Origin of the sequence: Mesorhizobium sp. CA15 (assembly GCF_020165215.1) — a bacterium.
In the GTDB taxonomy this organism is placed as follows: Bacteria; Pseudomonadota; Alphaproteobacteria; order Rhizobiales; family Rhizobiaceae; genus Mesorhizobium.
The window spans coordinates 1-15,663 of the sequence record NZ_JAIUHQ010000007.1; the positions used below are offsets into that span (position 1 = coordinate 1).

Consider the following 15,663-nt stretch of genomic DNA (forward strand, 5'->3'; position numbering starts at 1 on the left):
GTCTCACTCCGCTGGAACACCCCTCATCCGTCTCGGCGCTATCGCGCCGATCCACCTTCTCCCACAAGGGGAGAAGGTAAGAGCGCTCATTCCTCGTCTTCGTCCTTGTTCTTCGACTTGAGCGCCGAAAGCTTGGCGAAGACGGCGTTGGCATCGAGCTCCTGGTCCTCGTCCTTCGGCTTCTCCGGCGCGGGCACCAGCCGTTCGGTGAGCGCGGCGGGCAGCAGCGTGTCGCCGACAGGCTGCGCCGGCTCGCGGCCGCGCGAGGCGCGGTTGACTTCGAGGTCCAGGTCGATCTGCGAGGTGAGGCCGAGCGTCACCGGATCCATCGGCTGCAGATTGGCCGAGTTCCAGTGCTTGCGCTCGCGGATCTGCTCGATCGTCGACTTGGTCGTGCCGACGAGACGGGCAATCTGCGCATCCTTGAGCTCGGGATGGTTGCGCACCAGCCACAAGATGGCGTTCGGCCGGTCCTGGCGCTTCGACAAAGGCGTGTAGCGCGGACCCTTGCGCTTCGATTCCGGCACCCGCACCTTCGGCTCCGACAGCTTCAGCCGGTAGTTGATGTCCTTCTCGCCGCGCGCGATCTCGTCGCGCGTCAGCTGGCCGGTGATGATCGGGTCCATGCCCTTGATGCCCTGGGCCGACTCGCCGTCGGCGATCGCCTTGACCTCCAGCGGATGCAGCCCGCAGAACTGCGCGATCTGCTCGAAGGAGAGCGCGGTGTTGTCGACCAGCCAGACGGCGGTCGCCTTGGGCATCAGCAGCGAATTGGCCATGTCAAAAATCCTTCTCGTTCGCCCGCGTTCCCGCGCGGGCGGTGGTTTTAGAGCCACCAAAATGGGAAATTCGCGGCCTGTATAAACGCTCCCTCCAATTTTCGCAATGTTTTTGGGAAGGGCCGATTCAAGGCCCTAAAAAGACAAAACCCGCTGGACGAGGTCCAGCGGGCTTGGAACCGGAAACAAAGCAAGCGTCTCGACGGCTCTGGCTTGCATGTCGCAGCCCGACCGCGAGGCCGGGCTGCGTCTGATTACACCGCCTGGCGGGCGATACGCTCGATGTCGGCCCGGTTGATGCCGAGGTCGCTCAGCTGGCGGGCATTGAGCTTGTTCAATTCGCGCACGGTCTCGTTGTACATGCGCCACTTACGGAAAGCACTGATCGGGTTCATGATGGTTCTCCAGTCGTTTGGTCAAAATCGTTTGATGCCGCGTAAATAGGCACTCCTGCCCACAAATTGAACGGACGCTTTTGCATGGCCGCAATGCGTTTTGTGCAATGCAGCATTAAGGTTTCGTTCAGCTTGGAACCGGACACGCGCCGACGCCAGGATGGGTCGAGATTCAGGTCAGGCCGAGTCGAAAATGGTGGACTTCGAGAACCGGAGCGGAGCGTACTTCCGCATGTCCCGGAAAAGTGGTTTTCCGGTTTTCCGATCAGGACATGCGGCAGCTGGAAACCACGTAAGCACCGGAAGCGCAGAAGCCCGGCATTTGCAGGCCGGCCTCACCTGAATAACGACCCATCCTACTCCACGTCGAGGACGATCTTGCCGATATGCTCGCCCTCTTCCATTCGCTCGTGCGCTCGCCAGGCTTCGGTCAGCGGAAAGATCATGTCCATCACAGGAGCCACCTTGCGCGTGCCGAGCAGTGGCCACACCTGGGCCTCGAGCGCGGCTGCGATCGCCGCCTTGAACTCGACGGTACGCGGGCGAAGCGTCGAGCCGGTATGGGTCAGCCGTTTCACCATGATCTTGGAGAAGTCGGCGCTGGCCACAGCCCCGGCCTGCACCGCGATCTGTACGATGCGCCCTTCGACGGCCGCGGCATCGTAATTGCGCCCGACATAATCGCCGCCGACCATGTCGAGGATGACGTCGGCGCCCTTGCCATCGGTCGCATCCTTCACGGCGGCGACGAAATCCTCCTCGCGGTAGTTGACTGCCCGGTCGGCGCCGAGCTTCAGGCAGGCGTCGCATTTCTCCTTGCTGCCGGCGGTGGTGATCACAGTGGCGCCGAAGGCCGAGGCGAGCTGGATGGCGGTGGTGCCGATGCCGGACGAACCGCCATGGACAAGCAGCGTCTCGCCCTCCTTCAGGCCGCCGCGCTCGAATACATTGTGCCAGACGGTGAAGTAGTTTTCCGGAACCGCGGCGGCTTCCGAATGCGTGAAACCCGCCGGCAGCGGCAGCACGCTGCCGGTATGAACCTTGACATATTCGGCATAGCCGCCGCCCGGCGTCAGCGCGCAGACCCCGTCGCCGATGCGCCAGCGCGATATCTCGTCGCCGAGCGCCGCGATTTCGCCCGACGCTTCGAGGCCCGGCAAGTCGGATGCACCGGGCGGCGGCGGATAGGCGCCCTTGCGCTGCTGGACGTCCGGCCGGTTGACGCCGGCCGCGTGCACCCGGATCAGCACTTCGCCGGGGCCGGGCACCGGCACGTCGCGCGTTTCCGGCTTGAGCACCCTTGGCCCACCCGGTTGCGAGATCGCGATGGCCGTCATCTTCGCCGGAATCTTCTGTCCGTTTGCCATGATATCGTGTTCTCCCTGTATCCCGGTCTATCGCCGCCCGTTTGCATCGGCGCCCCCGCCTGGAGCAGTTCGGCGCTTGAAGAAGCGCCAACCTGCTCCAACTCTTTGTTCCTACGCTATTCCGGACGGAAAACCGCTACGCACTTTTCCCGGAATTGCTCTATGTATGCCGATTGCCAAATCAGGCAAATGGCCGAGTAAGAGAGGAGCGACGGATGGCGATCTTCGACGACGAACCCAGGAAAAAGCAGCGCCCGCACGAGATCGGCCAGGACCTGTCTCTACTGTCCGTCGACGAATTGGCCGAGCGCATCGCATTGCTGCGCGACGAGATCGCCAGGCTGGAAGCCGAGCGCACCGCCAAGGGCGCCACCAAATCCGCCGCCGAGTCGCTGTTCCGCCGCGGATAAATTGTTCGGCGTGCTCTCTCGCCGCCGAAAAGCCCGAATACATCTGTCTTCAGGCCCTGCGTCTCGAACCCGGATCAAGCGATGTTTGCAACCTACAGACCGATCCTCTCGCTGCTGCGCGGCACCGCGTTCCTGCTCGCCGCATCCGGCCTGCACGGGCTGCTCCTGCCGCTGCGCGGCCAGGTGGAAGGCTTTTCGACCGCATCGCTCGGCCTGATGGGCACGGCCTGGGCCGGCGGCTTTGTCGCCGGCTGCTTCTTCGCGCCGCGTCTCGTGCGCCGCGCCGGCCATGTCAGGGCTTTCGGCGCCTTCGCCGCGTCGGGCGCGATCATCGCGCTGCTCACCGGCCTCATCATCGACGAATATTTCTGGATCCTTTTGCGCGCCTTCACCGGCTTCACCATGGCCGGGGCCTTCATGGTGATCGAGAGCTGGCTGAACGAGAAGGCCACCAACGAGAACCGCGGCACGGTCTTCGGCCTCTATATGATGGTCACCTATGCCTCGATCATGGGCGGCCAGATGATTGTCGCCGGCGGCGATGTTCGGTCGGCCTCGCTGTTCATGATCACCGGCATCCTGTTTTGCCTGTCGCTCATTCCGACGGCCGTGTCGACGCAGTCGCATCCCAAGCCCCTGCAGGACGTCAAGCTCGACGTCAAAGGCCTTTACGCCAACTCGCCGGTGTCGGCGGTGGCCTGCCTCCTGATCGGCATCGCCAACGGTGCCTGGGGCACGCTGGGCGCCGTCTATGGCGCGCGCGTCGGCATATCGACCGCCGAGATCGCGCTGATGATGAGCCTGGTCGTCATTTCCGGTGCCGCCATGCAGCTACCGGCCGGGCGCCTGTCGGATACAACCGACCGGCGGTTCGTGCTGGCCGGCGCAGCCTTCGGCGCAGCCCTGGTCGCGATGCTGATCTTCCTGATCGCGCCGCGTTCGGGCGTTTTCATCATCGTGATGACCGCCGCCTATGGCGCCTTCGCCTATACGCTCTACTCGATCGCCGTCGCTCATGCCAACGACCACGCCCGCTCCGAGGACTTCGTCAAGGTTTCGGGCGGTCTGCTCTTGCTCTACGGCTTTGGCACGATGATCGGTCCGCTTTTGGCCGCGGCCTTGATGGGCTCGGTGCGTCCGGAGGGGCTTTTCCTGGCAACCGCGCTCGCGCATCTCAGCCTCGCCGGCTACACGCTGCTTCGCATCCGCGCCCGCGCGCCGGTGCCGATCGAAGACCGCGATGCCTTTAAAACGCAGCCCGCGGACCGCGCGGTCACGCCCGAGGCCACGCGGCTCGATCCGCGCAGAAAGGTTGAAACCGATAGTTGAGATTCGCGAGACTTTGCCTCACAAATAAAGGCATGATGTTTTCTGACGCCTTTATGGCGATAGCCGATCCCAACCGGCGCTATCTCTTGGAAGAACTCCGGCGCGGCCCAAAGACGGTGAACGAATTGGCCGCCGGACTGCCCGTCTCACGTCCGGCGGTTTCCCAGCATCTGAAGGTCCTGCTGGACGCCGGCCTGGTCAACGCCAAGCCCGAAGGCACAAGGCGCGTCTATACCGTCAGCAGCGCCGGCTTCCTCAGGCTCAATATCTGGCTCGACCAATTCTGGGAAACGGCGCCTGGGGAATAGTCTTTGGCGTTTGATGCATGTCGCTCAGAAGTGTGCAGCGGTTCTGAGACAACGACAGGCGTCAAGACCCAAAGCGCGATGCGCTTTGGCCGGAGCCCTCAGCTCCCAGTGCCGTCCCGAGCGCGTCGAGCAATTCGCCAGTGCCGTGCTCGCGGGTGGCCGGTGAGTCGATGCCGTCGAAAAAGGCGCCCTGCTCCGTCAGGATGAGCCGCGTTCCCTTGCCTTCGGCGACGAGCTCGATCGTCGCAAGCGACACGGAGACCCGGGTTTCGCCGAACAAGAGCTCATAACTGTAGACGATGCGCCGGTTGGGCACGATATCGTGATAGATCGCGTTGTAGAAATGCATCTGTCCGTCGCTGGGACAGCCGGCATTCACTTCCTTGCCGCCGACCCGAAAATCCATCTCATGCCGGCTGGGCATGGGGTTGTCGGGGTCAAAGAACCAGCGCTTCTTCGCCGTCGGATCGCTCAGCGCGAAATAGACCTTCTCCGGCGCCGCCGGATAGACGCGCTCGATGACGAAGGTGGAATGGACGACGGATCGTTCGCTCATGACGGGACCCTTCAGGTTTCATCTTTCGTTTCAGCGAGGAAATCGCCGAGGCGGTCGAGCCGACGCTCCCAGGCAAGCCGCCGCTCGTTGATCCAGTGCTCGGCGGCCCGAAGCGCCTGCGGCTCGATCCGGCAGGTCCGCACCCGGCCAAGCTTTTCGGTCCGCACCAGGCCGCTTGCCTCAAGCACGTTGAGATGCTGGACGACGGCCGACAACGACATCGCTAACGGTTCAGCAAGCTGGCTGACCGAAGCCGGCCCGCGCGACAGACGGTCCACCATCTGCCGCCGCGCCGGGTCGGCGAGCGCCTGGAACATCAGGTCGAGCTGGGCGGGATCGTGGAGCATCTCGCCCTAGCCGTTATTGTACGGAAAGAGCTTGAAGTAAGGTCCCGCTTCCTCGATCACCCGGGCAAAGGACGGGCGCGCGAGCAGCCGGTCGTGGTAGCGTTTCAAGGCCGGGAATTTTTCGCCGAAGGGCTCGACCTTTTTGGCGTAGAACAGCGCCGGCGAGGCGGCGCAGTCGGCCATGGTGAAGCTTTCGCCTACGGCCCAGGTCTTTGCCGCCATCTCCTCGTCGACAATGGCGTAGGAGTTGCGCAGCTGCACGCGGGCTTCCTCGACCCCGAACGGATCGGTCTTGTCCGTCGGCCGCAGCCTGTCGCCGACGATCTTCTGCATCGGATGCTGCACGTAGAAATCGTAGAAGCGGTCTGCCTGGCGGACCTGCAGGGCGAGATCGATATCGGCGGGAATGAGCTCGACCGGCCCGGGGTAATGCGCGGCGAGATATTCGACGACGATGGTCGATTCCAGCACCGTGCGGTCCCGCGCATCGTCACGCAGCGCCGGCATCTTGCCGGTCGGCGACACTTTCAGGAATGCGGCGCGGGAAGCCTCGTCGCCGAGGTCGACAATGACCGGCTCGAATGGCGTGTCGTTCTCGTAAAGCGCGATTAGCGGCTTCCAGCAGAACGAGGCCAGCGGGTGGAAATGCAGCGTCAGGGACATTCCGGCTCTCTTTCGCATTCGGATAATCGATACTGAAGTAACTACTTCACTATTGTCGCGGACGGCTCGAGTCAAGCCGGCGGCTTGCCGGCGCTAGCCGTGTGTGGCGATGGCCTCGATGATCTGCGACCAGTCGTTGCGATGCAGTTCGTGGCCGCCCCCTTCGACCTTGACCAGCTTTGCGCCGAGAACCGTCTTGGCGAGCGCCTCGCCATGTTCGATCGGGAAGAGCGGATCGGCGGTGCCGTGGATTACGAGCAACGGCACGCGAAGATCCCGCACCGTGCGTTGCGGGCCGCCGCCCTTGAGCAGGAAATGATTGGTCGCGCTGACGAGACCGCCGGAGCGGTCGTAATCCTCCTCGATCATCTTGCGCGTCCGCCCCTCATCGAACGGATGGCGAGTGCTGGCAATCGCGCGGGCATCCTTGACCATGAAGTCGAGCACCTGCTCCCGCTTCGACCAGTCGACGTTGCCGCCTTCGGCCGAGTGCTCTTTGTAAGCCTCGGTCGTTCCGGGCAGGGCGGACGTATCGACGCCGAGCGGCGAACAGGAGATCACGGTGAGCGCGCTGACGCGTTCGGGATATTTCAGCGCCACGCTTTGCGCGAGCATGCCGCCCATCGACATGCCGGCGACATGCGCTCTGGTGACGCCATGGTCGTCGAGCACGCGCTTGGCGTCGTCCACCATGTTCTCGAACGTGTAGGACGGCGCGCCCGGTGGATATTTCGTCGACAGGCCGGTGTCGCGGTTGTCGTAGCGGATGACGAAGCGGCCGCGCCCGGCAAGTTGCCGGCAGAAGGCTTCCGGCCACCACAGCATCGAAGCGATGGCGCCCATGATCAAAAGGATCGGCGGATCTTTCGGACTGCCGAAGCTTTCCGAAACGATGTCGGGGCGCTGCGCTGCGGTGGTCATCTGCTCCTCCTATCCGATTGCAATTTGCAATCAGTTGCACGATAATCAAACCGATATCATAATGCAACTGGTTTTTCTGGAGAGTGCCATGAGCATCGACCGTCGGTCCGGCTGCCCGATCAATCTGTCGCTCGAAGTCTTTGGCGACCGCTGGAGCCTGATCATCCTGCGCGACATGATCTTTGGCGGCCGGCGCCATTTTCGCGAGTTGCTCAACGGCTCGCTGGAAGGCATCGCCTCCAACATCCTGGCCGACCGGCTGAAACGGCTGATGGAGCTTGGCCTGCTGACCAAGGCCGACGACCCCAGCCACAAGCAGAAGGCGATCTACAGCCTGACCGAGATGGCGATCACCCTGGTGCCCATCCTGGCGCAGCTCGGCGCCTGGGGACGCGTCTGGCTGCCGGTCACGGAAGAATTGTCGATCCGCGCCGAGCTGCTCGAAAAGGGCGGTCCGCCGCTATGGGAGCAATTCATGGACGAACTGCGCCATGAGCATCTCGGAGCGCCATCGAAGACGCCGCCAGGCACGCCGACCGTGCGCCAGCAACTGCGCGCTGCCTACGAGGAAGTGGTCGCGCGAAAAGCTGAGGCAACGTCAATTTAAGTTTATATCCCGGCTGGCCGACCGCATCGACACCGAGAAGCCGGCCAGCACGTCGAACAGCGCGATGACCATCAGCGTGAAGAAGACGGAGTGCGCCGCGCCTTTCACCAGCAGGAATTCGACCAGGAAGGCGATGAAGACCAGCGTCGACAAAAGGTGATCGAGGATCGAGGCATTGGTGGTGCGCACTGATTTTGAGATCTCGACGAACAGGAAGATCAGCCCGATCAGCACCATCAGGCCACCGAGCGTCATCGAGAACACGCCGCCCGACATCATGCGGAAGGAGAACATCTCGGTCGTCCAGGGATCGTCGCCGCCGCCGAACAATCCCAGCAGGCCGAGATTGTAGAGGACGAAGGGCACGATCAGCAGCGGGACGGCACCGAACATCTGGGCGACTCCATGAGCACCCCTTTTGTAAAATCCGCGGCAGGCGCGCCGTCAAGGCTTTTCGCCGGCGGCGGCGAACACGCTCTAAGACCTAATGAAATAACAATGTCAGCCGGTTGTCCGGCTTTTCTGCAGCCTGCGAGGCCCAGGTCTCCCTCAACCAAGGGCCGCACGCAAAAAGACCGGCCAGAGGCCGGTCTTTTGAAACGTCACGAACCGCGGAAGCCTCTCAGCTTTCCTTCGGCTCAAGAACCTGGCGGCCGCGATACATGCCGGTCTTCAGGTCGATGTGATGCGGGCGGCGCATTTCGCCGGAATTCTTGTCCTCGACATAGGTCGGGGCCTTGAGCGCGTCGGCCGAGCGGCGCATGCCGCGCTTCGACGGAGAGGTTTTTCTTTTTGGAACGGCCATGGATATGCTCCACTACATGGTCAAAATGCCCCGGCAACCCTCGCGAAAGGGCCGCATCGAGGCCATAATCTGAGAAAGTCGGGTGCCTATACACGCCTTGCGCCGTTTTGGCCAGCGCCGGCGCGAATTTTTTTGCCGCAGGAGGACAGGAACTAGGTGTGTCGAGATTCAAGTCAGGCCGAGCCGAGAACGGTGGCCACCGAGAACCGGAGCGGAGCGTACTTAAAGTACGTGAGCACCGGAAGCACAGGTAGCCGCCGTTCGCAGGTTGGGCTCACTTGAATATCGATGCACCTAGTCAAGGCAGCCGACATAGGCGCCTGACCTGCTCGCGCGCCGCTCGATCAGCGAGGCCAGCCGCCGCAGGCCCGGCCCCGGCCTGGCGGGATTGCGCGCGATCGGGTTGGGAAGGCTGACGGCGAGCAGCGCCGCCTGCCGGCGCGACAATTGCTTGGCAGAGACGCCGAAATGATGCCGGGCGGCGGCCTCGATGCCGTAGATGCCCGGCCCCCATTCGGCGATGTTGAGATAGATTTCCATGATCCGCCGCTTCGACATCACAGCATCGAAATAGACGGCCAGGGGCAGCTCGACCACCTTGCGCACGCTGCCCAATGGGCGCGACCACAGAAAAAGGTTCTTCACCGTCTGCATGGTGATGGTGGAGGCGCCGCGCGTCGCCTCGCCAGCCAGCGCGTCGTCGACCACGCCGCGCAACTCGCCCAGATCGACGCCGCGATGAAAGCAGAACTGCCCGTCCTCCGACATGATCACCGAATGCGCCAGCACCGGCGCCACGTCATCGATCGAAACCCAGCGCCGGTCGTAGCCGGAAAAAGTCACGAGGTCCTTCAGCATCAGCGTCGAGACCGGATGCACGAAAGGTGGCAGATAAAGGAAGGTGAGCACGACCGGTATGACTGCCAGCACGAGCGCCACGACCAGGCAACGCCGGCCAAGCCGCTTGAGACCGGCGCGGTTCAGGCGCCGACGTCGCGCCATGTCCAGCCCTTCGCTTTCATATTCGACGATCGGTTCCGTCAAGCCGTCCACCCGTGCCTCGCCTCCTCCGGCATAAAGGCGCGAGCCTGCTTGCGCAATGTCTGAGTGTCGGCTACCGGTCCCGGCCATGGGCAAAGACGACCAGATCGCCTTCGAATCCGCGCTTTTCATGCGCGCCGCCGCGGTCGAGACCGAGCTGCGGCGGATCCTCGACGCGCGTCCGCTCACCAGTGAGATCGTGCGGCCGGAGCGCCTGATGGCGGCCATCCGCCATGGCGTGCTCAATGGCGGCAAGCGGCTGCGGCCATTTCTGGTCATGGAAAGTGCCGCGCTGTTTTCGGCCGATAGCGAGGCGGCGCTGCGCGTCGCCGCGGCGCTCGAATGCGTGCATTGCTACTCGCTCATCCATGACGACCTGCCTTCCATGGATGACGACGATTTGAGGCGCGGCCAGCCGACGGTGCACAGGGCCTTCGACGAAGCGACCGCGATCCTCGCCGGCGACGCGTTGCTGACATTGGCCTTCGACGTCGTCGCCGACGAAGCGACCTTGCTGGCGGCGGAGCGCCGCGCCACCCTGGTTCTCGCCCTTGCCCGAGCGGCCGGTGCCGGCGGCATGGTCGGCGGCCAGATGCTGGACCTGGAAGCCGAGCGCGAACGGCCGGACGAGGCGGGCATCATCACGCTGCAGGCGATGAAGACCGGCGCGCTGATCCGCTTCGCCTGCGAGGCCGGCGCGATCGTCGCCGGCGCGCCTGCTGCCGACCGCGAGCGGCTGGCGGAGTTCGGCTCGGCGATCGGCCTTGCCTTCCAGCTCGCCGACGACCTGCTCGACCTGACCGCCGACGCAAAGCAGATGGGCAAAGCGACGAACAAGGATGCGGCCGCCGGCAAGGCGACGCTCGCAGCACTGCACGGACCAGACTGGGCGCGCGGTCAGCTCCACGGCCTCATCGACCAGGCGCATGCCCTGCTCGAGCCCTATGGCGAGCGGGCTGAGCTGCTCAAGCAAGCGGCGACCTTCGTGGCGACGCGCAGCAACTGAACTGTGGCGCGGCGGGCGCCCATTGCGGAAGCCGACAACGGCTCCGATTGTTCGCCATGTTCGAATACTGCGGTCGATGGCCGGGTGATTATCCGGCATCCGCAGCAGTCTATATCCGCTCCAGGACAACGAACGGACATCATCGGTCCGGTCGCTGACGCCTCCCCGGCCCTCCATCCAGAGCCGTGAAATCCACCGGAAGGAACCTGGAAATGCCCTTTGCCAACTTCAAGATGCCCGAGGCCGCCCTCACAAAGGCGCAAAAGGAAGACCTCGTCCACAAGACCACGCAGATGTTCGTCGACTATTTCGGCGAAGGTGTACGCCCCCACACCATGGTGCTGATCGAGGAAGTTCCCGACGGAGGCTATGGCCGCGCCGACGAAGTCTTCATTCTTCCCGACGCCTACCGGGCCGAGGATAGTGCCTGACTTGAACCGGGCGAGTCGCTTGCCGAGCGCACGCCCAACTTTCCGTGTCGGAGCCGATACTCGCTTTCCCTTGGATCAGCCCCGCTTCGGCAAGCTCCGCAGGAAATCGATCATCGCGGCGTTGACCTCGTCCGGGCGCTCCTGCTGGGTCCAATGCCCGCAGCCGGGCAGCATCAGCGTATCGCGGATTTGCGGGACGAAGTTCCTGAGATTGGCCAACAGTTGATCCATGCCGGGGAAGGCGACCACAAGGTCACGGTCGCCCGCTGCGTAGAGAGCGGGAACCTTGATCCGCGCGCCGGCAAAGGGCGCCATCAGTTCCCAGTTCCGGTCGATGTTGCGGTACCAGTTGAGACCTCCGGCAAAGCCGGTGCGCTGGAACTCGCCGGCGTAGAAATCGCTGTCGCTTTCGCTGAGCCAGTGCGGCAGACTTGCAGGAACCTCGGCGGCTTGCAGGAGACCTCCGCCGTGCGGGACCATGGCAATTCTGGCGCCGCCGTCCGAAGCGTCTCCCGACACCGCGTAAAGCATGGCGCGCACCGTGGCCCGCGGGTCCCTTTCCAGCTCCGCCTCGGCAATGCCGGGTTGCTGGAAATAGAGCTGGTAGAACTGGGACTCCGCCGTTCGCGGCATGAGGCTGGTCGGACGCGCATTGCCGCGCGGCCGGAACGGAACGCTGAGGCCGACGACGGCATGGAAGCGGTCCGGCCGTAGCAGCGCGGCATGCCAGGCCACCACCGCACCCCAGTCGTGGCCGACGATGACGGCGCTGGGGACCTCGAGGGCGTCGAGAAGACCCACCATGTCGCCGACCAGATGAAAGAGTGTGTATTGGTCGATCGCTTCCGGCCGGTCGCTCTTGCCGTAGCCTCGCATGTCGGGGGCGACGGCACGGAAGCCCGCTGCTGCGAGCGCGCCCAGCTGATGCCGCCAGGAATACCAGGATTCAGGGAAGCCATGGCACAAAAGCACCACTGGCCCTTCGCCCTGCTCCGCGACATTGAGGCGGATGCCGTTGGTCTCAACTGTCCGCTGTATAGGTTCGCTCACGGCCGCTTCTCATGCTCGCGTTCCACCTCTGATCAATGGCGAAAGGCCAGACGCCGCAACGGGTGGCCGAGCCAGCGGGGTGCCAAGTTTTGGAGGCGCGCATCTTCCATTGACTGTCTCAGGCGCGGTCGCGGCAGTCAATATCCGACATGGTAACGTAGCGCCACGGCGTCCACGCACTTGAATAGTTCTGGCGATGCGCGTCCATTCGTGCAGGATCGCTGACTGAGGAGGCGGGGAACCAATGCTTAAGCTGCAAGCCTGGCTGGCCGATTATTGGGTCATCGGTGCAGGGTTCATGGCAGCATCGCTCATAGCGGCCGCGCCGGTCTTACCGCTTCCGCTGCCGGTGTTCCTGATCTTCCTGCACAGCCCGTTTTACATGGTCCATCAGGTCGAAGAGCACGCCGGCGGCCGATTCCGCAAATTCGCGAACGAAAATATTTTCGGCGGCCGTGACGCCCTTACCGTCGCCTCTGTTCTCGTCATCAACCTGCCGTTTGTCTGGGGTATCAACCTGCTGGCTCTTTATGCGGCATTCCTGTGGGGACCCGCCTGGGGCCTGGTTGCCCCGTATGTCATGATCGTGAACGCGCTTGCGCACCTCGTCACATCGGCGCGGCTCGGCAAATACAATCCCGGCCTCGTCACCAGCGTCATTTTGTTTTTGCCGCTGAGCGTCGTCACGATCTGGATGATCGGCCGGACGGGAGGTCTTGTCCCGCAATTGATCGGCGCAGCTCTCGCGATCCTGCTTCACCTGGCGATCATTGCGGTCGTGGCCGCCCGATACCGCTCTCTCGTCGTCACCTCACAGCATCGGCGGCGACGTCATCAGTCTTGATCATCGGCAAAACGGCCCTTTGTCCTCAACGGCACCACATTCGCGCTGGCTGGCTGTTCCGGCTCGGCGCTCTGCGCGGCGACTGCCATATCGGCCCGGGGCAGATAGATCGTCACCGTCGTGCCCTTGCCGATTTCGCTGTCAATCGTGACCGCGCCGCCGGACTGCTGCGCCAAACCGTAGACCTGGGCGAGGCCGAGGCCTGTGCCCTTCTCGGGCCCTTTGGTCGTGAAGAACGGTTCGAAAACCTGCGGAAGCACGTCTGCCGCGATACCGATGCCTGTGTCGGTCACCCGCAACGCGACGAATTCACCTTGCAGGCCGGCTGCGTTATCCTCGCTCGACAACAGCACGTTCTCCGCCGTTATCGTTATCAGGCCACCGTCTGGCATGGCGTCCCGCGCGTTGAAGGCAATGTTGACGAGACCAAGCTCCAGTTCGCCGGGGTCGACCTTGACTGGCCAGGTTTCGGGTCCGACAGCGGCGACCAATTTCACCGATTTGCGCATGGAGCCCGCTATCATTGCGCGGACGGCTTCCACTCGCTCTGCCAGCGAGACGACCTCGGCGCGGGCAGCCTGCTTGCGCGAGAAGGCCAGCAGCTGGCGTGTCAATGCGGCGCCGCGCTGGAGTGCAAGTTCCACGGATTCGGTCGCCCGCTTCATTTCGGGATCGGCGCCGACTTTCTTCCCCAATCGAACAAAGCTTTCGACCACCGTCAGGAGATTGTTGAAATCATGCACGATGCTGCCGGTCAGTTGGCCGAGCGCATCCATTTTCTGGGCATGAACGCGTTGCGCTTGCGCCTGCCGCAGTGCGATCTCCGCATCGCGTCGATCGGTGATATCGCGCGTAATCTTGGCGAAGCCGATCAGCTCTCCTCGCTCGTCGCGGATCGGATCGATCACCACATTCGCCCAGAACAGCGTCCCGTCCTTACGGACGCGATGGCCCTCGGTTTCGAAGCGTCCATCCCGTGTTGCCGTATGGAGCGCGCGGCCAGGTAAACCGGCGGCACGGTCATGCTCGGTGTAAAAACGTGAGAAGTGCTGACCGATGATTTCTTCGGCCGCATAGCCCTTGATGCGCTCCGCGCCGGCGTTCCAACTGGTCACCAGCCCGTTGGGGTCAAGCATGAAGAGCGCATAGTCGGTCACGCCGCTCACCAGAAGGCGGAACTGGCGCTCGCTTTGGCGCAAGGCTTCGTGCGCCGCACGGCGTTCGGTGATGTCGCGCGTGACCTTGGCGAATCCTTCGAGTCGGCCTGCGTCGTTATGGATCGGGGTAACGACAACCGATGCCCAGAAACGGCTGCCATCCTTGCGTACGCGCCAACCCTCGCCTTCATATCGACCGTTCTGCACGGCTGCTTCAAGGACGCGGAGCGGTGTGCCTTTTGCGCGTTCTTCGCGAGTATAGAATTTGGAAAAATGCTGGCCCACGATTTCCTCGGCAGCGTAGCCTTTCAGCCGCTCAGCGCCGGCGTTCCAATTGGTGACCACGCCGCTTGGATCGAGCATGTAGATGGCATAGTCGGTCACGCCGTCGACAAGGATGCGGAAGCGCCGCTCGCTCTGCAGCAGCGATTCATGCGCGGCGACGCGCTCCGTGATGTCTCGCGTGATCTTCGCGTAACCCAAAAGAACGCCGTTGCGGTCCAGTACCCGTTGGACAAGGCCGCTCGACCAGAACCTGGTTCCGTCCTTGCGCACCCGCCATCCTTCGGCCTCGTATCTTCCCTCCGCCTTTGCCGCGGCAAGCATCCTGCTCGGAACCCCATTCGCCTGATCTTCGACTGTGAAAAATCGGGAAAAATGCTGCCCCAGGACTTCCGAAGCCGCGTAGCCCTTTATCTTCTCGGCGCCGGCATTCCAGCTGGTGATGAGGCCATCTGCATCGAGGGTGTAGATCGCGTAGTCGGCGACAGCGTCGATGAAGAGTTCAAGGCGCCGGCTGTCGGAAAGGTGTTGCGCGTCGGCTGTGGTCAATGGCATTGTCGAACCCGCGTTACGTTCGCATTAGGCAGTTCGTCCGGTGACACCTCTGCAACATAAACGTGCCTATCTTGCATAGCAACGAGCTTGGACCAATGGCGACATATTCATCCACTCTCGCGGCCAATCTCAGAAATCCGGGCCATCTGTACAGCTTTGCTCCGGAAAACGAGCCTGGAGATGACGAGGAAAATCCCGTCTCTCACGAACTCGGCTCTGCCGAGCATGATGAACTTCCGTATAGGGTCGAGTTGTGGAACGCCGCCAAGAATGGTGTCGAACAAGTCCTCGCCGTCACGGCAAATGCCAGTATCGGCTACGCTGCCTATTATGCAGCGACGCGTGAGCATCCGGATCGCTACGTCACCTTGCGGCACAAGAACAATTTCGTTTCGAGATGGAACGGCCCGACGAACTAGGCAGAGGCCGGTCTATGACACGGAGCGCCAATTCTTCCCGTTCGGCCGAAGCGCTGCCCTATCGTATCGAACTCTGGCGGGCCGATAGCCATGAGATCATCGAACGGGTCCTCGCACGCGCCGCTACGGCCCAGCTTGCCCGCGCCATTTTTCAAGCCGCGAGAGACGAGCATCCTCGACGGCGGATCACGCTGCGCAAGGGAAACGGGATCCTCTCCGATACATCGGATTGACGATCTGCCGTCCGGTTTCGAGGCGCTGTCCGGAACGCCAGTGCGCTTACCCTGTCTGTCACGGATAGCGATACGTCGCCTTTGTATTGGAAGCTGCGACAAGGCCATCCTCCCTCCAACGAAATCTTAATGTAAATCAAGCGTAATCCCGACCATTA

Annotated in this window: 21 protein-coding genes; 9 read left to right on the top strand and 12 right to left on the bottom strand. The window is 62.9% G+C overall.

The window, feature by feature from the left end:
- Positions 1-86 precede the first annotated feature (86 nt).
- From LB515_RS13840 to LB515_RS13850, 3 genes are all read right to left on the bottom strand, one after another.
- Positions 87-779: a DUF1013 domain-containing protein gene (locus LB515_RS13840; protein WP_224545579.1), complete on the bottom strand. Its 693-nt coding sequence runs from the start codon at positions 777-779 to the stop codon at positions 87-89.
- 254 nt (positions 780-1,033) lie between these two features.
- Positions 1,034-1,174: a DUF1127 domain-containing protein gene (locus tag LB515_RS13845; protein ID WP_095767350.1), complete on the bottom strand. Its 141-nt coding sequence runs from the start codon at positions 1,172-1,174 to the stop codon at positions 1,034-1,036.
- A gap of 356 nt (positions 1,175-1,530) precedes the next feature.
- Positions 1,531-2,541, bottom strand: coding sequence for an NAD(P)H-quinone oxidoreductase (locus LB515_RS13850; RefSeq protein ID WP_224708054.1), 1,011 nt, complete (start codon positions 2,539-2,541; stop codon positions 1,531-1,533).
- A gap of 215 nt (positions 2,542-2,756) precedes the next feature.
- On the opposite strand from LB515_RS13850, the gene LB515_RS13855 reads away from it, so the two are divergent.
- From LB515_RS13855 to LB515_RS13865, 3 genes are all read left to right on the top strand, one after another.
- The gene (locus LB515_RS13855) at positions 2,757-2,951 is read left to right on the top strand and encodes a DUF1192 domain-containing protein (RefSeq protein ID WP_224708055.1); all 195 of its coding nucleotides are present in this window, start codon (positions 2,757-2,759) and stop codon (positions 2,949-2,951) included.
- Between the two features lie 81 nt (positions 2,952-3,032).
- Positions 3,033-4,280: an MFS transporter gene (locus tag LB515_RS13860; RefSeq protein ID WP_140841511.1), complete on the top strand. Its 1,248-nt coding sequence runs from the start codon at positions 3,033-3,035 to the stop codon at positions 4,278-4,280.
- A gap of 32 nt (positions 4,281-4,312) precedes the next feature.
- On the top strand, positions 4,313-4,588 hold the full coding sequence (locus LB515_RS13865) for an ArsR/SmtB family transcription factor (protein WP_140841513.1): 276 nt from the start codon (positions 4,313-4,315) through the stop codon (positions 4,586-4,588).
- Between the two features lie 61 nt (positions 4,589-4,649).
- Here LB515_RS13865 and LB515_RS13870 read toward each other — a convergent pair whose 3' ends face one another.
- From LB515_RS13870 to LB515_RS13885, 4 genes are all read right to left on the bottom strand, one after another.
- On the bottom strand, positions 4,650-5,144 hold the full coding sequence (locus tag LB515_RS13870; protein ID WP_095767345.1) for an SRPBCC family protein: 495 nt from the start codon (positions 5,142-5,144) through the stop codon (positions 4,650-4,652).
- Between the two features lie 11 nt (positions 5,145-5,155).
- A complete protein-coding gene (locus tag LB515_RS13875; protein WP_095767344.1) occupies positions 5,156-5,491 on the bottom strand; it encodes an ArsR/SmtB family transcription factor in 336 nt (111 codons plus the stop codon).
- 6 nt (positions 5,492-5,497) lie between these two features.
- Positions 5,498-6,154 (bottom strand): glutathione S-transferase family protein, encoded by a 657-nt coding sequence (locus tag LB515_RS13880; protein ID WP_224708056.1) that lies wholly within the window; start codon positions 6,152-6,154, stop codon positions 5,498-5,500.
- A gap of 93 nt (positions 6,155-6,247) precedes the next feature.
- The gene (locus LB515_RS13885) at positions 6,248-7,075 is read right to left on the bottom strand and encodes an alpha/beta fold hydrolase (protein ID WP_224708057.1); all 828 of its coding nucleotides are present in this window, start codon (positions 7,073-7,075) and stop codon (positions 6,248-6,250) included.
- Between the two features lie 88 nt (positions 7,076-7,163).
- On the opposite strand from LB515_RS13885, the gene LB515_RS13890 reads away from it, so the two are divergent.
- Positions 7,164-7,682 carry a winged helix-turn-helix transcriptional regulator gene (locus LB515_RS13890; RefSeq protein WP_224708058.1) on the top strand — a complete coding sequence of 173 codons (519 nt, stop codon included), beginning with the start codon at positions 7,164-7,166 and terminating at the stop codon, positions 7,680-7,682.
- Here the strand turns inward: LB515_RS13890 and LB515_RS13895 are convergent.
- The 3 genes from LB515_RS13895 to LB515_RS13905 form a co-directional block, all read right to left on the bottom strand.
- A complete protein-coding gene (locus LB515_RS13895) occupies positions 7,674-8,075 on the bottom strand; it encodes a hypothetical protein (protein WP_224627820.1) in 402 nt (133 codons plus the stop codon). The two genes, LB515_RS13890 and LB515_RS13895, sit on opposite strands and share 9 nt — an antisense overlap.
- A gap of 229 nt (positions 8,076-8,304) precedes the next feature.
- Positions 8,305-8,487, bottom strand: coding sequence for a 50S ribosomal protein L32 (gene rpmF, locus LB515_RS13900; RefSeq protein ID WP_006203806.1), 183 nt, complete (start codon positions 8,485-8,487; stop codon positions 8,305-8,307).
- A 294-nt stretch (positions 8,488-8,781) separates the two neighbouring features.
- Complete coding sequence (locus LB515_RS13905) at positions 8,782-9,540, bottom strand: transglycosylase domain-containing protein (RefSeq protein WP_095767340.1); 759 nt, start codon at positions 9,538-9,540, stop codon at positions 8,782-8,784.
- Between the two features lie 76 nt (positions 9,541-9,616).
- Here LB515_RS13905 and LB515_RS13910 point away from each other — a divergent pair, with 76 nt between their 5' ends.
- On the top strand, positions 9,617-10,534 hold the full coding sequence (locus tag LB515_RS13910; protein ID WP_411969139.1) for a polyprenyl synthetase family protein: 918 nt from the start codon (positions 9,617-9,619) through the stop codon (positions 10,532-10,534).
- A 212-nt stretch (positions 10,535-10,746) separates the two neighbouring features.
- Complete coding sequence (locus LB515_RS13915; RefSeq protein WP_095767338.1) at positions 10,747-10,965, top strand: tautomerase family protein; 219 nt, start codon at positions 10,747-10,749, stop codon at positions 10,963-10,965.
- Between the two features lie 75 nt (positions 10,966-11,040).
- Here the strand turns inward: LB515_RS13915 and LB515_RS13920 are convergent, their stop codons facing one another.
- Entirely contained in the window at positions 11,041-12,015 is a 975-nt protein-coding gene (locus LB515_RS13920; protein WP_224602261.1) for an alpha/beta fold hydrolase, read from the bottom strand.
- Positions 12,016-12,259: 244 nt separating this feature from the next.
- Between LB515_RS13920 and LB515_RS13925 the strand changes: the two genes are divergently transcribed.
- The gene (locus tag LB515_RS13925; RefSeq protein ID WP_224708059.1) at positions 12,260-12,859 is read left to right on the top strand and encodes an HXXEE domain-containing protein; all 600 of its coding nucleotides are present in this window, start codon (positions 12,260-12,262) and stop codon (positions 12,857-12,859) included.
- Here the strand turns inward: LB515_RS13925 and LB515_RS13930 are convergent.
- Positions 12,850-14,847: a PAS domain-containing sensor histidine kinase gene (locus LB515_RS13930; RefSeq protein WP_224708060.1), complete on the bottom strand. Its 1,998-nt coding sequence runs from the start codon at positions 14,845-14,847 to the stop codon at positions 12,850-12,852. The genes LB515_RS13925 and LB515_RS13930 overlap by 10 nt on opposite strands.
- Positions 14,848-14,948: 101 nt before the next feature.
- Here LB515_RS13930 and LB515_RS13935 point away from each other — a divergent pair, with 101 nt between their 5' ends.
- Both LB515_RS13935 and LB515_RS13940 read left to right on the top strand, forming a co-directional pair.
- A complete protein-coding gene (locus LB515_RS13935; protein ID WP_224708061.1) occupies positions 14,949-15,272 on the top strand; it encodes a hypothetical protein in 324 nt (107 codons plus the stop codon).
- Between the two features lie 14 nt (positions 15,273-15,286).
- The gene (locus LB515_RS13940) at positions 15,287-15,505 is read left to right on the top strand and encodes a hypothetical protein (RefSeq protein ID WP_141245343.1); all 219 of its coding nucleotides are present in this window, start codon (positions 15,287-15,289) and stop codon (positions 15,503-15,505) included.
- Positions 15,506-15,663: the final 158 nt, after the last annotated feature.

What these genes read in the sequence shown, in the direction of transcription:
- LB515_RS13840 (WP_224545579.1), bottom strand. Translation starts at nt 779, where the DNA reads ATGGCCAATTCGCTGCTGATGCCCAAGGCGACCGCCGTCTGGCTGGTC.
- LB515_RS13845 (WP_095767350.1), bottom strand. Translation starts at nt 1,174, where the DNA reads ATGAACCCGATCAGTGCTTTCCGTAAGTGGCGCATGTACAACGAGACC.
- LB515_RS13850 (WP_224708054.1), bottom strand. Translation starts at nt 2,541, where the DNA reads ATGGCAAACGGACAGAAGATTCCGGCGAAGATGACGGCCATCGCGATC.
- LB515_RS13855 (WP_224708055.1), top strand. Translation starts at nt 2,757, where the DNA reads ATGGCGATCTTCGACGACGAACCCAGGAAAAAGCAGCGCCCGCACGAG.
- LB515_RS13860 (WP_140841511.1), top strand. Translation starts at nt 3,033, where the DNA reads ATGTTTGCAACCTACAGACCGATCCTCTCGCTGCTGCGCGGCACCGCG.
- LB515_RS13865 (WP_140841513.1), top strand. Translation starts at nt 4,313, where the DNA reads ATGATGTTTTCTGACGCCTTTATGGCGATAGCCGATCCCAACCGGCGC.
- LB515_RS13870 (WP_095767345.1), bottom strand. Translation starts at nt 5,144, where the DNA reads ATGAGCGAACGATCCGTCGTCCATTCCACCTTCGTCATCGAGCGCGTC.
- LB515_RS13875 (WP_095767344.1), bottom strand. Translation starts at nt 5,491, where the DNA reads ATGCTCCACGATCCCGCCCAGCTCGACCTGATGTTCCAGGCGCTCGCC.
- LB515_RS13880 (WP_224708056.1), bottom strand. Translation starts at nt 6,154, where the DNA reads ATGTCCCTGACGCTGCATTTCCACCCGCTGGCCTCGTTCTGCTGGAAG.
- LB515_RS13885 (WP_224708057.1), bottom strand. Translation starts at nt 7,075, where the DNA reads ATGACCACCGCAGCGCAGCGCCCCGACATCGTTTCGGAAAGCTTCGGC.
- LB515_RS13890 (WP_224708058.1), top strand. Translation starts at nt 7,164, where the DNA reads ATGAGCATCGACCGTCGGTCCGGCTGCCCGATCAATCTGTCGCTCGAA.
- LB515_RS13895 (WP_224627820.1), bottom strand. Translation starts at nt 8,075, where the DNA reads ATGTTCGGTGCCGTCCCGCTGCTGATCGTGCCCTTCGTCCTCTACAAT.
- rpmF (WP_006203806.1), bottom strand. Translation starts at nt 8,487, where the DNA reads ATGGCCGTTCCAAAAAGAAAAACCTCTCCGTCGAAGCGCGGCATGCGC.
- LB515_RS13910 (WP_411969139.1), top strand. Translation starts at nt 9,617, where the DNA reads ATGGGCAAAGACGACCAGATCGCCTTCGAATCCGCGCTTTTCATGCGC.
- LB515_RS13915 (WP_095767338.1), top strand. Translation starts at nt 10,747, where the DNA reads ATGCCCTTTGCCAACTTCAAGATGCCCGAGGCCGCCCTCACAAAGGCG.
- LB515_RS13925 (WP_224708059.1), top strand. Translation starts at nt 12,260, where the DNA reads ATGCTTAAGCTGCAAGCCTGGCTGGCCGATTATTGGGTCATCGGTGCA.
- LB515_RS13935 (WP_224708061.1), top strand. Translation starts at nt 14,949, where the DNA reads ATGGCGACATATTCATCCACTCTCGCGGCCAATCTCAGAAATCCGGGC.
- LB515_RS13940 (WP_141245343.1), top strand. Translation starts at nt 15,287, where the DNA reads ATGACACGGAGCGCCAATTCTTCCCGTTCGGCCGAAGCGCTGCCCTAT.